This is a genomic window from Salinicoccus sp. RF5, assembly GCF_020786625.1.
Taxonomy (GTDB): domain Bacteria; phylum Bacillota; class Bacilli; order Staphylococcales; family Salinicoccaceae; genus Salinicoccus.
Genome location: NZ_JAJGRC010000001.1, coordinates 305,467 through 320,412, shown reverse-complemented (window position 1 = coordinate 320,412; position 14,946 = coordinate 305,467). Strand labels below are relative to the sequence as shown.

Genomic DNA, 14,946 nt, shown 5'->3' with positions numbered 1-14,946 from the left:
AACGGGAACAATGAACAAGGCGGGTTTATATGAAAAAGAAAATCAATATTGCAATTGATGGTCCTGCTGCAGCAGGCAAGAGTACGATTTCCAGGCGTGTGGCCCAAAGGATGGCCTACATATATATCGACACCGGCGCAATGTACCGGGCGGTCACACTCCATGCCATCCGGAACGGAAGAGGCGTCATCGACCAGTTGGATGATCTTGATATCCGCTTCGGTACAGACGGCACCTCCATCTACCTGAATGGTGAAGATGTATCAGCGGACATACGCACTCAGGAAGTGACGAACAACGTAAGTGAAATTTCAAGCCTTGCTGAAGTGAGACGATACCTCGTCTCCATGCAGCAGAAAATTGCCGAAGACAAAGGCGTGGTGATGGATGGCAGGGACATCGGTACCACGGTGCTGCCGGAGGCGGAACTCAAGGTCTATATGAAAGCGTCGCCTGAAATAAGGGCAAAACGCAGACTGAAGGAGGAGAAGGAGCGGGGTACGGACATCGACCTTGCAACATTGACCGACCAGATCATCCGCCGAGACGATCTGGATATGAACAGAGAGATCTCTCCGCTCATAAAAGCACATGACGCCGTATTGCTCGACACGAGTCACATGAGCATCCCTGAAGTCGAGGAAAAAATCATCAGAATGGCGGAAGACCTGCTGAGGGAGGATTAGAGATGTTTTACAGCACAATTAAAGCAATGGTCAAAAGATTCTATCACGTAAGATACAAAATCAGGGTGATCGGCGAGGACAGGATTCCTTCGGAAGGACCTGTAATAATATGCAGCAACCACGTTTCCGAGCTGGATCCGCCCCTCGTCGCGATCAGCGTAAAGAGGGAGATGGCATTCTTTGCGAAATCCGAGCTGTTCAGGATACCGGTCCTCGGCTTCCTGATCAGCCGTCTGAACGCCTTTCCCGTAGAGCGTGGGAAGGGTGACAGGGCAGCGTTGAAGAAATCCGTCGAAGTGCTGAAGGAAGGGAACATGCTGCTCATATTCCCGGAAGGCAGCCGGAACAGATCTGGCACATTGAAGGAGCTTCAGCAGGGAGCGGGCTTCATGGCGGTGAAATCCGGAGCAAAAGTGGTACCCGCAGCAATTAAAGGCAACTATGATAGGAAAAAAGGTGTTACAATAGTATTTGGCAAACCTATTGATACTGCCGCACTTGTGGCAGAGGGCAGGAACCGCAAGGAAATAACGGAAAGAATCAGGGAAGGCATCAACAATCTGCTTATTTCCGCATAATTACTTGACAAATCAATATATTTGTAAGAACTTAGATATATACACTTTTTAGTAATGTAATTGGAGGCAGGCATATGACGACAGAAAATATTTTGAATGAAGAGAACAACGAAGAGAACAACGGGGAACAGGTGAACGAGGAAGTGAACACTTCCGAAGAGGCGGAATCAAATACGTCTAGCGAATTTGAAATCGGTGATACCGTAAGGGGCACCGTCTACAAGATAGAAGACAAATTTGTAAAAGCGCACATTGAAGATTCCGATTTTGAAGGTATCGTTCCAATCAGCCAACTCACCAACAAAAGGATCGAGCGCCCTGAGGAGATTGTCTCTGAAGAAGATACAATCGAAGGGGTAGTCATCAAAGTCGAAAATGAAGAAGACCGCAAGAACGTCATCTTCTCCATCAGGAAACTCGATGAAACCAACGCCTATGACACTCTCCAGTCCGCGAAGGATAACGACGAGACGATTACAGGTACTGTGATGGAAGTTGTAAAAGCAGGACTCGTAGTGGATGTGGGCGTCAGAGGATTCATTCCTGCCTCACTCCTGTCCGATGCGTACATCGAAGACCTCGACCAGTTTGAAGGACAGGAACTGGAAGTCAAAGTTGAAGACATCGAACCTGAAAAGAACCGCGTCATCCTCAACCGTAAACGCATCGTCGAAGCTGAAAAGGCGGAAGAGCGCAAGAAGCAGCTTGAAAACCTTGAAGCAGGCAGCATCGTTGAAGGTGAGGTTGTCCGCATCACTACTTTCGGCGCCTTCATCAACCTCGGTGAAGTCGACGGACTCGCTCACATCTCAGAACTTGACTACAGCAGAGTCGAAAAAGTTGAAGATGCAGTGAACATCGGAGACAAGGTACAGGTTAAGATCCTCGATGTCGATCCTGAACAGGAACGCATCAGCCTTTCACTCAAACAGGCACAGGAGAGTCCTTTCAATACGTTCGTGAATGAACATTCAGAAGGCGATGTCCTTGATGGCACGGTGAAAAGACTTGTGGACTTCGGTGCATTCGTCGAAGTGACGCCAGGTGTCGAAGGACTTGTACACGTATCCGAAATCAGCCACGAGCATGTTGCGACACCATCCGACGTGCTGAAAGAGGGCCAGACGGTTACAGTGAAGATCCTCTCACTCAACGAGGACTCCGAAAAGGTATCCCTCTCCATCAAGGAAACTTCCGAAAGACCATCCAGGGAAGAGCAGGCTAAAGTCTACCGGGATGATTCAGATGACGAAGGCCCGACACTCGGAGATGTATTCGGTGACCGTTTCAGGGATCTGGATATCTAGAACGACTTCAAATCAATAGGTTATACAAATGATTAAAGAGCGATAGTATCGCTCTTTATTTTATTTTTGTGTTAAAATAACCTTAAATATAGGAGGTAGGATATGTACAAACCAACAATAGCCGTAGTAGGGAGACCGAATGTCGGCAAGTCCACTTTATTCAATCGCATCATCGGTGAAAGAAAAGCGATTGTTGAAGATACGCCGGGTGTCACACGGGATCGGCTCTATGCTTCGGGGGACTGGCTCAATCACGAATTCAATGTCATCGATACAGGTGGGATAGAAATAAAGGATGAGCCGTTTCAGGAACAGATAAAAATGCAGGCTGAAATCGCAATACTGGAAGCGGATGTCATCCTGATGATCACCAATGGCAGGGAAGGGGTTACAGAGGATGACCTTTTTGTTGCCCGGATTCTGCAGAAGTCCAAAAAACCGGTCGTGCTTGCTGTAAATAAGATCGACAATTTTGAAATGCGCAATGAAATATATGAATTCTATAATCTCGGCCTCGGGGATCCTTTCCCGGTATCCGGCTCCCACGGTCTCGGTCTCGGCGATGTGCTTGACCAGGCTGTTGAACACTTCAAATCACTCGAGGAGGAAGTGGAGGCGGACGATTCGATCAGGGTATCGCTGATCGGCCGGCCGAATGTCGGAAAATCAAGTCTCGTCAATGCCATCCTTGGTGAAGAGCGGGTCATCGTATCGGATATCGCGGGTACAACACGGGATGCCATCGATACGGAATACTTCTATGATGGTGAGCATTACACACTTGTCGACACCGCCGGCATGAGAAAACGGGGCAAAGTGTATGAAGCTACCGAAAAATATTCAGTACTGCGCGCAAACCGAGCGATTGAACGGTCCGATGTCGTGCTCGTCGTCCTGAATGGGGAAGAAGGCATCATTGAACAGGACAAGCGTATTGCCGGACTCGCCCATGAAGCCGGGCGTGCGGTGATAATCGTAGTGAACAAATGGGATGCTGTAGAAAAAGATGATAAGACGATGAAGAAGTTCGAGGATAAGATAAGAAGGGAATTCCAGTTCCTCGACTATGCCCCCATCACCTTCGTCTCCGCATTGAACAAGTCCCGTCTTGCGACACTTTTCCCACTCATCAAACTGGCGAACGATTCCCATAAGAAGCGTGTCCAGTCCAGCACATTGAACGAAGTCCTCGTTGATAGCGTGAGCATGAACCCGACCCCTACTGACAAGGGGCGCAGGCTCAACATCTTCTATGGTACACAAGTCAGTGTGGCACCGCCGACATTCGTATTATTCGTCAACGATGTCGACCTGATGCACTTCAGCTACCGAAGATATTTGGAGAACCAGATGAGGAAAGCCTTTGATTTCACTGGCACACCAATACACATCCTCAGCAGGAAAAGGAATTAGGAGGGGGGAGTCCTTATGAAAATTACAGTGGTCGGAACCGGGAGTTTCGGTACGAGCATGGCGATGGTGCTTGTCGACAATGATCATGACGTGCGTATCTATGGCAGAAATGAAGATGTAGTCAAGGAGATCAATGAGGAGCATACTAACAACAGATATTTGAAGGATGTGCCCCTTCCTGACAGCATCAGAGCGATATCCAACCTTGAAGAAGGGGTCAGCCATGCCGAAATCCTGGTGCTTGCCGTGCCAGTCAAGGCGGTGAGGAGTGTGACCAAGGACATCAATGCTCTTTTGAAGCGCCTTCAGAAGAAGGTTCTGATCGTCCATGTCGCAAAAGGGCTGGAACTCGACACCCATCTGAGGGTTTCCGAGGTCATTGCCGAAGAGACGGGCGAGGATACAGTGCAGGACATCTGTGTACTCAGCGGCCCGAGTCATGCCGAAGAGGTTGCAAAAAAATCACCAACGACCGTAAGTACAGCTTCACTCAAGCCGGAGAGTGCAAAGATCATCCAGGATGTCTTCATGAACAAGTATTTCCGCGTCTACCATAATGATGATATGATCGGCGTGGAAATCGGCGGCGCATTGAAGAACATCATCGCTTTGGCGATCGGACTCGTGCATGGCCTCGATTTCGGGGATAATGCAAAGGCTGCGATCATTACGCGCGGCCTTCAGGAGATTGCACGCCTTGGTACACGCATGGGTGCCGATCCCCTTACATTCCTCGGCCTTACAGGAATGGGGGACCTCATCGTCACTGCAACGAGCATGCATTCTAGGAACTATCGCTGCGGCATCATGCTCGCAGAGGGCAGGACCATAGAAGAAGCACAGCAGGAGATGGGCATGGTAGTTGAAGGCGTCAACACTACGCGTGCAGCATATGAGCTTGCAGCGCAATATGACGTCGAGATGCCGATTACAAAAGTACTCTACCAGTACCTTTTCGAGGACATCAGCGAGGAAGAGGCATTCTATGCCCTGATGATGCGCGAAAAGACTGGGGAAACCGATGAACTGAAGGATGTTCTGGAGAAACAATATAAAGATTGGACTAGAGAGTGATAAGATGTTTGATATATCGAGAATGGATTTAATGTGGATATCGTTCTATTCATTGGGTGCAATGGCCCTCGCTGCCGTACTCATCTATGTGGCGCGGTACAAGATATCATCCAGGATCATCAGTATCATCGTGTCAATGGTCGCCTGGGCGCTCCTCATCATTGCATTCCTGCTGATGATTCCTGTACTGGGGGGCAGCAGCCATGCGTAGGTTCAGATTGATCCTTGCCGCCATAGCAGGCAGCATCCTGATGTCGGGCTGCCTGTACCCCGAGTCGGAACAGGTGCAGAACCAGATGCCTGAAAATATGCAGATAGAGATGGTGCAGAATGCAGTGGACCAGTTCCGGGAAGATTCCGACGGCCTGCTGCCGATAGAGACGAAAGAGGGGCAGCGGGAGTACCTGGAGTACCAGATCGACTTTGAAAGGCTCGTGCCGGCCTACCTTGATGAACGGCCGGAGAGTGCCTACGAGGCGGGGGGACATTACCAGTACGTCATCATAGATGCTGAAGAGGATCCGAAAGTGAAGCTTGCAGACTTGAATATTACAGAAGAAGTCAGGTCGCTGAACATCCGCCTCAAGGCGATGGGCGAACATGTCGAATTGGATGAACCGATCGGGCCTAATGTATACCCTCTGGACCTCGGCTTCTACAACCTGGATGAAAACCCGACTGTCTCGAGTCCCTACACAGGTGCTTCCCTGAATGTATACTACAATGGGGGAGAAGAATTCATCGTCGATTACCGTGAAGATATTGCCAGGATCATCAACGAGAACGACCTGTCATTCGAAACCGGTGAGGATGTCCGTCATGTCCTTTATGAATATACGCCGGTCGTCCCCCTCTATTCACCGGAAATCACAGTCAACGATGAAAACGAGCCCATTTTCATGACGAACCGCCACAAAAGCGATTAATACGGCTTTTTTGGCTGTGAAACGGTGAAATCCGTTGCAGTGCAACAACCACTGTGTTAAAGTCAAAACATAATGATAATCATGGTTATCATTATAGTCATATAAGGAGGTGGATCTGATGAACAAAACAGATTTGATCAATGCTGTCAGTGACCAAGCTGACCTCACGAAAAAAGAAGCAGGTGCTGCTGTCGATGCAGTATTTGACACTATTCAGGAATCATTGAAAAATGGTGAGAAAGTACAACTGATTGGTTTCGGTAACTTCGAGGTACGTGAACGTTCAGCAAGAAAAGGACGTAATCCACAATCTGGAGAAGAAATTGAAATTGCAGCATCAAAAGTCCCTGCATTCAAAGCAGGCAAAGCACTTAAAGATGCGGTAAAATAATTGATTACTTTAGGCCTAACGTCATGGTTAGGTCTATTAATTTATAAGGTGATATTTGTCATGAATGCTCTAAGGAAAGAACTAGAATCCGATCTGGGTACCAATTCATGGATCCTCGAACTACATGATGATCCTTTTTTTGAGTTTTTTTCAAACAGGGAATATATCCTCCACAGTCCCCATGTGAACCAGGCGGTTCTGCTGTTCAACACTGCCCTCAACTTTCTGGATGACATTCCCGGGGAGGACAGGCGGGAACTGCATGTGCTGGCCGGTGATTACCTGTTCAGTAAATTCTATATGATGCTTGCCGAACATGAAGAATACAAGGTTCTGCAGGATATGATGGATATATCAAAAGCATTGAGCTCAAAGAAGTCCGAATTGGCCATGTCTGATGACATGCCGCACCCGGAAGAGCTGAAGAGGCTTCTATATGGGCCGATCCTCTATCTCATCTCCAATGAATACATAGACAGACGTTTGAACGATGTCATAGACAGGCAGTTGGAGCAACTGGATATCACTTCGCTTCCATACATAAACCAAAAGCAAAGGTGAGTTGAATGGATAAAGAGAAAAAAGTTCAAAACATATTTAATTCTATTTCCACTGATTATGACCTGATGAACAATATCATCAGCTTCAACCAGCACAATCTATGGCGGAACAGGACAATGAAGGAAGTGTTCGTCAAAGATGACCATGACATACTAGATGTATGCTGCGGTACTGGAGATTGGACGATACAGTTGGCCGAGGAAGCACCGGAAGCTGAAGTCGTAGGCCTCGACTTCAGTGAAAAAATGCTGGAAGTTGCAGCTGAAAAGACGTCTGGACATGCCAATATAGAACTGATTCAGGGAAATGCCATGGCACTCCCGTTTGACGATGGTTCTTTCGATTATGTAACGATCGGCTTCGGCCTCAGGAACCTCCCGGATTATGGCAGTGCAGTAGAGGAGTTCTACAGAGTATTGAAACCGGGTGGCACGCTCGTAATCCTGGAAACTTCCACCCCGGAAAATCAACTGATCAGCAGAGGATTCGACTTCTATTTCGGCAAGATCATGCCCACCCTCGGAGGGATCATTGCAGACAGTGCCAAGGAATACGAATGGCTGTATGAATCGACAAGTGCGTTCCTGTCCAAAGACGCGCTCAAATCCATGATGAAAAAGAGCGGATTCATCAATCTTAAGGTCATCCCCCATACTTTCGGCACTGCCGCCACCCATATCGGATACAAGCCGCTTGGACGGGTGGGTCGCCATTGAAGACGGTCAAGCAGTATCTCGCTTCAGACTTCGAGGCGGTCACCGATCTCATAAAGGAGCACCTCGACCCGAATGAAGTGCTCGTCAATGAGAAGAGCTATGAACTTTTCATTGCAGGGGGCAAGAAAATTCGGCCCACCTTCACCCTACTTGTCGGAAAGCTCGGTGAAGAGGACAAGTTCCCCGATGTATTGAGGGCAAGTGCAAGCCTTGAACTTATACATATGTCAAGCCTTGTACATGACGACATCATCGACAACAGTGAGCTGCGCCGGGGCAAATCGACGGTGTACTATGAACATGGATATCTCCAGGCGGTCAATACCGGAAACTATCTCCTCTCAACCTCCCTTTCACTGGTGAGCACAATAGAGCACCGCGGACTCCACGAATCCTTTTCCAAAGCGATCCGGGACATCATCGACGGTGAACTGTTCCAGCTCGACCATCAGTTCAATGCGCACCAGACCATGGATGACTATTACAGGAAGATATACAGGAAGACGGCGTTGCTGATTGAACTCAGCATCAAGATGGGTGCCTATGCATCCAACGTCGATCAGAAGACCCTCGATGCCCTGTTGGATTACGGTTATCACATCGGAATGAGCTTCCAGATCGTCGATGACTGCCTGGATTTCATCGGCAACGAAGAAACACTCGGCAAACCCAAGTTTTCCGATATGGAAAATGGACATTATACACTGCCGGTGCTGATCCTGAGGGATGAAGATCCGGATTTCAGAAGGCACCTGGAATCATTTGACGGCGGGGAAGTACAGCTCAATCACCTGATTGATGCTCTGCTCGATTCCAATGCAATCGACAAGGCAATTGCTGTCAGCAATTCCCACATCCAGAAAGCCATGGAAGCCACTGAAGAGATTGAAGAGCCGATAAGGACATATCTGCAGGAAATCGCAGAAAAACTCTCAAATCGTCTGAATTAAATTGAAAAATCAAAAATAATAATGTTAGAATGATATGGACTGGATTTCAACTAAAGGAGAATACAAAAATGGAAAAAACATTTCTAATGATCAAACCGGACGGTGTCCAAAGAAACCTGGTAGGCACAATCGTGTCACGCCTTGAAGACAAAGGATTCAAGTTGGCGGGTGCCAAACTGATGCAGGTTTCAGAAGACCTGGCTAAAACACACTATCAGGAGCATCAGGACAAGCCTTTCTTCGGTGAGCTTGTAGACTTCATCACTTCAGGCCCTGTCTTCGCCATGGTACTCGAAGGGGAGAATGTGATCGAGACTGCGCGTCTTGTCGTCGGTTCCACAAACCCTCAGCAGGCGGCTCCAGGAACCATCCGTGGAGACTTCGGACTCACAGTAGGCAAGAACATCATTCATGGTTCAGACTCCCCAGAGAGTGCAGAGCGTGAAATTTCACTTTTCTTCGATGACAGTGAGATCCTTGACTACAACTTGTCCAACAGTGCCTGGATCTACTAGGGGAATCGAATAGCAGAAGCTGGGTAAAGCACTCAGCTTTTTTTAATATCCATAAATAAGAGGAGGCTATACAAATGAGATTTATGACAGCGGGCGAATCACATGGGCCGAAATTGTCGGCTATAGTGGAGGGGTTCCCGGCGAACCTTCCGATTGACAAGGAAAGGATGACGGCAGAGCTCATAAAGAGGCAGGGCGGCTACGGCAGGGGACGCCGCATGCAGATCGAAAAGGATACCTTCCAATTCAGCAGCGGCATCAGACACGGCAAGACGCTCGGTAGTCCGATCATGATCGAGATCACAAATGATGACTTCAAGCACTGGAGCAAGATCATGGGCAGCGAGCCGTTGACTCCGGAAGAAGAGGAGTCCATGAAGAGGGTCATCACAAAACCCCGTCCGGGCCACGCCGATCTCGTCGGCGGAATGAAGTACAACATGCGCGACCTCCGCAACATACTTGAGCGCTCATCAGCGCGGGAGACTGCCTCCAGGGTCGCGGTCGGTGCATTGTGCAAGGAACTGCTGCATGCCCTCGATATACGCATGTTCAGCCGTGTCAATCAGATTGGCACCGTCAAGGACGAGGGAGACTACAGCATCGAGGAGCGTGCCACACGTCCGGATGACTCCTCCGTGCGGATGGTTTCCGAAGACAAGACGAAGGAAGCCGAACAGCTCATAGACGAGACGAAGAAAAAAGGCGATTCCATCGGTGGTATAGTCGAAGTCATCGTTGAAAATCCAATCCCGGGACTCGGCAGCTACGTGCACTACGACCGCAAGCTCGATTCCAAGATCGCAGCCAGCATCGTCAGCATCAATGCCTTCAAAGGCGTGGAATTCGGCATCGGCTTCATGGCAGGTGAAACACCAGGTTCGCAGGTACAGGATGAAATCCTCTACAGCGAGGACCGGGGTTACTACAGACGCACCAACAATCTCGGCGGTTTCGAAGGCGGCATGACAACCGGCATGCCCGTTGTCGTCAAAGCTGTCATGAAACCCATCCCTACATTGTATAAGCCGCTCTTCAGCGTGGACATCAACACCAAGGAACCATTCAAGGCGACGATCGAGCGCAGTGATGCATGTGCAGTGCCTGCAGCCTCCGTCGTATGTGAACATATGGTGGCCATCGAAATGGCAAGGGCCATCCTCGAAAAATTCCCCCATGATGATTTCAATGAGCTGGAAGAAGCAGTTTCCAAATACAAGACCCGAGTGAGTGAGTACTAGGATGGAAATACGGACGAGTTATGCTTCAGACAACTACACGATCCACGTGGATCACGGCATACTGGAAAGCCGGCTCGCCGATTATTCAGCGGATTACGATGCCGTCCACTTCCTTGTGGACCGCAATGTATATCAACTGTATAAGGACAGCGTGCTGTCTTTCATCGACAGTCCCATCATATTGGAAGGCGGCGAGGCATCGAAATCTTTCGATGCCTTCAAGCATATTACAGAGTCCCTGCTCGAAAGGGGCATCCAGAGGCATCACCTGATTATCGTGGTCGGCGGTGGTGCAGCAGGTGATGCTGGCGGTTTTGCTGCAGCGACGGTACTGCGCGGCGTGGATTACATCCAGGTACCCACCACACTGCTTGCACATGACTCTTCAATCGGAGGCAAGACTGCCATCAACAGTACGCATGGCAAGAATCTGATCGGCGTATTCTACAGGCCGAAGGCGGTCATCTACGACCTCAGCCTCCTTGAGACGCTTCCGCAGGACGAAGTGCTCAGCGGCTTCGGTGAAGTGTTCAAGCATGCCCTCCTGAAAGACGAGGAGACCGTACGGGACCTGATGGCTGAAACACGTGGGGAGATTACGCTTGACGCCCTGAAACCATTCATCATCAGCGGCATAGAAACGAAGATGCATCATGTCCTGAATGATGAAAAGGAGTCGGGGATCAGAAAATATCTTAATCTTGGACACACTCTCGGCCATGCCATAGAATATAGATATAAAATGCCTCATGGCATCGCAGTCGTACTCGGACTCTATTTCACGATGTTCCTCTCAAATGAAGTGGAAGGGCGGAAAATATTCGATCTGGACCATTTCAGGGAATATTTCAGCCATCATGGCTATCCGATCCATAAATTGAAGTCCATCGACGAGGATGAAATGATGTCATTGATGGGAAGGGATAAGAAGAACCAGAGCCGTGCAGCGACCGGTTTTGTATTGATGAAATCCATCGGCCAGTGCCATTTCATTGAAATAGAAAACACCGAACTCAAAAAATATCTTTCTTATCTAAAGGAGAGCTTATGAAGTCTTTAATGAACAGCAAATTCAACGGCACTTTAAAAGTCCCGGGAGACAAGTCAATCACCCACCGGGCCCTCATGTTCGGCGCACTTGCTGCAGGGACGACCCGCATCCATTATCCGCTGCCGAGCGAGGATACCCACCGCACCCTGGAATGCATGCGCGCCCTTGGTGCAGAGGTGGAACAGAAACAGGGGGAATGGGTCGTCACTTCACCGGGAGCCGCACAGCTTCACGCCCCTGCGAAGACTTTATATACCGGCAATTCGGGGACGACGACCCGCCTGCTCACCGGGCTGATTGCCGGGCTCGGCCTCACTGCCGAGATGGAGGGGGATGAGTCGATCGCCAAGCGTCCGATGGACCGCATCCAGCGGCCCCTCGCTGAAATGGGCGCGGACATTTCGCTGAAGGATGAAAAATATCCGCCCATCATCATCAGGCCGGCCAGGCTTTCCCCAATCAGCTATACGATGCCGATGGCAAGCGCCCAGGTGAAGAGTGCCATTCTGCTCGCCGCCCTCTATACGGAAGGGACGACCGTCATCCATGAACCATCCCCTTCACGGAATCATACTGAAATCATGCTTGAACAGTTCGGGGCGGACATTTCTGCAGAAGACGGCGTAATCAGACTCAAGGGCGGCAATGCGTTGTCCGCTTCCGATGTTACGGTTCCCGGAGACATCTCGTCGGCAGCATTTCCCATAGTACTTGCCGTGCTGAAGCCCGGTTCGAGCATTACTGTTGAAAATGTCTCCCTCAACAGCACACGTTCCGGCATCCTTGATGTACTCGAAATGATGGGTGCCGATGTGAGGGTCGAACAGACTTCCAGTGAAGGTGAGGCAATAGGAACGGTCCATGCCTCCCATACGCCAAACCTCAAAGGATTCGATATCTCCGGCGACATCATCCCGCGCCTCATCGATGAGATTCCGATCATCGCGCTGCTTGCCGCCTACAGTACTGAAGCGTGTACTGTCAGGGATGCGGACGAACTGAGATATAAGGAAACGGACCGGATCCGCGCCGTCATCGACGAGCTTTCAAAGTTCGGAATCAGCTTTACGGAGTATGAGGATGGCTTCACCGTACATCCGGGCCAAGTCTCCATAGAGGAAAATACGCCGGTAAAAGGGTATAATGACCATCGCATCATCATGATGCTGATCATTTCCTCCATCATCAGTGACACACCGATAGAAATCGATGATGTTTCTGCCATTGACATATCCTATCCAGGATTTATGGAGGATCTGGAAAAGTTAAGGAAGGAAGCATAATATGCAGGACCAGATATATGAAGTTATTGATCAACTGAAAAAAGGGGAGTATCCTGAAAGGAAACTCGATGAGGTGCTCGGCAACATCAGCCAGCTCGTTGATGAGATGGATCTTGAAGCACTCTTCATCCTCGGGGACACGCTGATCGCGTCAGGTCTCCACAAGCCTGCTGAGACGATCTTCTCGCATCTAAACAGTAATACCGGACACGACGACGAAGTGCTTGCCTACCTGGTGGACATACTGATTACAGATGGCCGCCTGGATGAAGCATTGAGTCTGGTGAATGAAGCCGACAAGACGCCGGCTGTCCTTATGCTGAAGGCGGAAATCTTCCAGCAGCTCAACATGAGCGATGTCGCTGTAAGGTCGCTGCTGGAAGCGAAGGCGCTGAGCGATGATCCGATACTGGATTTCGCCCTTGCAGAAATCTATTATGAGGATGGTGAATTCCCGGATGCCATCCGGCATTACGAAATGCTCATCAGCAATGGCTTCCAGGAAGTGAACGGTGTGGAACTGAATCTGCGCCTCGCCGAACTCCACATGAATCAGCTCGACCTTGAAAATGCACAGATGTACTTCGAGGCTGCAGACGAGAAATACTATTCCAACGACGACTACTACAGGAAGGCGCTTCTCGAGTATCAACTGCAGTCATACGAATCCGCCAAGAACCTCCTCAGACAGGTGATAGAGAATGAACCCTACTACGTCAATGCCTACATCCTGCTCATGAATGTCCACGAGACCGAACATGACCTGGAGGCGGCCATAGAGCTGATCGGGGACTACATCAAAGAGGACGATACAGAACCTCTCTTCTTCTTCCACCTAGGCAGACTCCACTTCCGAAACGGAGAGGAGGAAAAGGCGCTTGAGAGCTTCGACAGGGCGCTCTCCCTGGATCAGGATTATGATGACGCCTATCTGATGCTTTTTGAGACTCTGCTGAAGACTGGACGTACTTCGGAGGTTGGGACGTATACATCACGCCTCGACACCCATGCGCTCTCCGGGGAAAGCCTGTATCTTCTTGCAAAGATCCAGCAGGAAAATGAAAATGATGCCGATGCGCTGTCCCTGTACCAGGAGGCATCGAAGCTGATCGGGGAATCCATCGAGTTCTATACGGACTACTATGAGTACTTGACGGAAATCCGGCATCCTTCAAGAAAGGATGTACTGGATAAACTCATCATTATGGAACCTGACAATGTGGATTGGCAGTTCGAGAAGGAGCGTTTTGATGATGAACATGACCAAATATAGGAAAGATTTCATTGACTATATACTGTACAACTATGAATTCGATGACCGGGTGGCGGTGTGGATACTGAACTTCATCAAATCCCACCCGACGGTGTCCAGAAATGTCGTCTTTCGGGATGAGGGCACCGTCGACAGGAAGCTGCGCATCTCCGACAGCGGGAGCGCCAGTCCCACCCTCCTTTTCGAAAAGGGGAATACGGTCACTGTTGATGGTGAGGTCATCTTCCATGAGCTGAACATGAACCAGGAGCATACACTGTTCCTCGACTTCAACCTCAGCCGTCATGATGCACGCTACCATAAGATGAAGTCACTTGAGACGGACATGGACAGTACGCTCGAGAAGATGGGGCAGGAAGCCGTCATAAGGCAGATAGATGAAGCGCTCGATGCCAAAGACCACAAGCGCTTCATCAGACTGACCGAATACCTCAATCAGATAAAATAAGTAGAAAAGGTGAGAGCATGCTCTATAATCATCAGGACCTGAAAGTATTGAAGGATGAAATCGAATTTGTCGATACTGCAGTGATCCCCTTTACCAATGCAGACATGGATGAAGGGGCCAAGTCCAACGCCAGCGATATGGAAATGATCCAGATGGTGACGATACAGTTGGAGAAGCAGCTGAAGGGGCGTCTCTTCATCACTCCTGCACTAATGACAGTGGAAGGAATCACATCAGTGCTTGAAGCATATGTTGAACAACTGAAGTCATACGGCTTCAAGAAAGTCATTGTACTGACCCATCATGACCTGGAAGTGGAAGATGCCCATTTCATCGTGCTGAACCGGATTCCACTGGAGGATATGAGCATCGAAATGAAGATGAGCCTCATCAATGATGAAGTCAAGGATGTCATGAAAAGAATCATTTCAATATGGAACTCAAGAAATAAGTAGTTTTACACCATTATGCCATCCGTCAATCCCAAAAGTTGTGATAGCTTATTGACCGGTTTCACCTAATAGGCTAAAATT

Annotated in this window: 18 protein-coding genes; all 18 read left to right on the top strand. The window is 49.2% G+C overall.

All coding sequences use genetic code 11. From position 1 onward, the window contains the following. Nucleotides 1-29 precede the first annotated feature (29 nt). A complete protein-coding gene (gene cmk / locus LLU09_RS01755) occupies nt 30-686 on the top strand; it encodes a (d)CMP kinase (protein WP_228310225.1) in 657 nt (218 codons plus the stop codon). A gap of 2 nt (nt 687-688) precedes the next feature. Then, nucleotides 689-1,264: a lysophospholipid acyltransferase family protein gene (locus LLU09_RS01750; protein WP_228310224.1), complete on the top strand. Its 576-nt coding sequence runs from the start codon at nt 689-691 to the stop codon at nt 1,262-1,264. 74 nt (nt 1,265-1,338) lie between these two features. Then, complete coding sequence (rpsA, locus tag LLU09_RS01745) at nt 1,339-2,571, top strand: 30S ribosomal protein S1 (RefSeq protein WP_228310223.1); 1,233 nt, start codon at nt 1,339-1,341, stop codon at nt 2,569-2,571. Nucleotides 2,572-2,673: 102 nt separating this feature from the next. Next, nucleotides 2,674-3,984 carry a ribosome biogenesis GTPase Der gene (der, locus tag LLU09_RS01740; protein WP_228310222.1) on the top strand — a complete coding sequence of 437 codons (1,311 nt, stop codon included), beginning with the start codon at nt 2,674-2,676 and terminating at the stop codon, nt 3,982-3,984. Between the two features lie 15 nt (nt 3,985-3,999). Next, nucleotides 4,000-5,058 carry an NAD(P)H-dependent glycerol-3-phosphate dehydrogenase gene (locus LLU09_RS01735; protein ID WP_228310221.1) on the top strand — a complete coding sequence of 353 codons (1,059 nt, stop codon included), beginning with the start codon at nt 4,000-4,002 and terminating at the stop codon, nt 5,056-5,058. A 22-nt stretch (nt 5,059-5,080) separates the two neighbouring features. Further along, nucleotides 5,081-5,269 carry a DUF2768 family protein gene (locus tag LLU09_RS01730; protein ID WP_228310220.1) on the top strand — a complete coding sequence of 63 codons (189 nt, stop codon included), beginning with the start codon at nt 5,081-5,083 and terminating at the stop codon, nt 5,267-5,269. Further along, complete coding sequence (locus tag LLU09_RS01725; RefSeq protein ID WP_228310219.1) at nt 5,262-5,984, top strand: hypothetical protein; 723 nt, start codon at nt 5,262-5,264, stop codon at nt 5,982-5,984. The genes LLU09_RS01730 and LLU09_RS01725 overlap by 8 nt, the downstream gene beginning before the upstream one ends. A gap of 118 nt (nt 5,985-6,102) precedes the next feature. Further along, nucleotides 6,103-6,375 (top strand): HU family DNA-binding protein, encoded by a 273-nt coding sequence (locus LLU09_RS01720; RefSeq protein ID WP_031544853.1) that lies wholly within the window; start codon nt 6,103-6,105, stop codon nt 6,373-6,375. Nucleotides 6,376-6,558: 183 nt separating this feature from the next. After that, nucleotides 6,559-6,936, top strand: coding sequence for a hypothetical protein (locus LLU09_RS01715; protein ID WP_228310218.1), 378 nt, complete (start codon nt 6,559-6,561; stop codon nt 6,934-6,936). A 5-nt stretch (nt 6,937-6,941) separates the two neighbouring features. Further along, on the top strand, nt 6,942-7,652 hold the full coding sequence (locus LLU09_RS01710) for a demethylmenaquinone methyltransferase (protein ID WP_228310217.1): 711 nt from the start codon (nt 6,942-6,944) through the stop codon (nt 7,650-7,652). Continuing rightward, a complete protein-coding gene (locus LLU09_RS01705) occupies nt 7,649-8,602 on the top strand; it encodes a polyprenyl synthetase family protein (protein ID WP_228310216.1) in 954 nt (317 codons plus the stop codon). The genes LLU09_RS01710 and LLU09_RS01705 overlap by 4 nt, the downstream gene beginning before the upstream one ends. A 68-nt stretch (nt 8,603-8,670) precedes the next feature. Further along, nucleotides 8,671-9,117 (top strand): nucleoside-diphosphate kinase, encoded by a 447-nt coding sequence (ndk, locus tag LLU09_RS01700; protein ID WP_228310215.1) that lies wholly within the window; start codon nt 8,671-8,673, stop codon nt 9,115-9,117. Between the two features lie 74 nt (nt 9,118-9,191). Beyond that, nucleotides 9,192-10,358, top strand: a complete 1,167-nt coding sequence (gene aroC, locus LLU09_RS01695; protein ID WP_228310214.1) for a chorismate synthase — start codon at nt 9,192-9,194, stop codon at nt 10,356-10,358. After that, nucleotides 10,348-11,409 (top strand): 3-dehydroquinate synthase, encoded by a 1,062-nt coding sequence (aroB, locus tag LLU09_RS01690; protein ID WP_228310213.1) that lies wholly within the window; start codon nt 10,348-10,350, stop codon nt 11,407-11,409. The genes aroC and aroB overlap by 11 nt, the downstream gene beginning before the upstream one ends. After that, nucleotides 11,406-12,692, top strand: a complete 1,287-nt coding sequence (gene aroA, locus LLU09_RS01685; RefSeq protein WP_228310212.1) for a 3-phosphoshikimate 1-carboxyvinyltransferase — start codon at nt 11,406-11,408, stop codon at nt 12,690-12,692. The genes aroB and aroA overlap by 4 nt, the downstream gene beginning before the upstream one ends. 1 nt (nt 12,693) lies before the next feature. Continuing rightward, on the top strand, nt 12,694-13,965 hold the full coding sequence (locus LLU09_RS01680) for a tetratricopeptide repeat protein (protein ID WP_228310211.1): 1,272 nt from the start codon (nt 12,694-12,696) through the stop codon (nt 13,963-13,965). Next, nucleotides 13,943-14,413 (top strand): YpiB family protein, encoded by a 471-nt coding sequence (locus LLU09_RS01675; RefSeq protein WP_228310210.1) that lies wholly within the window; start codon nt 13,943-13,945, stop codon nt 14,411-14,413. The genes LLU09_RS01680 and LLU09_RS01675 overlap by 23 nt, the downstream gene beginning before the upstream one ends. Before the next feature lie 17 nt (nt 14,414-14,430). Then, entirely contained in the window at nt 14,431-14,868 is a 438-nt protein-coding gene (locus LLU09_RS01670; RefSeq protein ID WP_228310209.1) for a DUF2487 family protein, read from the top strand. The last annotated feature ends 78 nt before the right edge of the window (nt 14,869-14,946 follow it).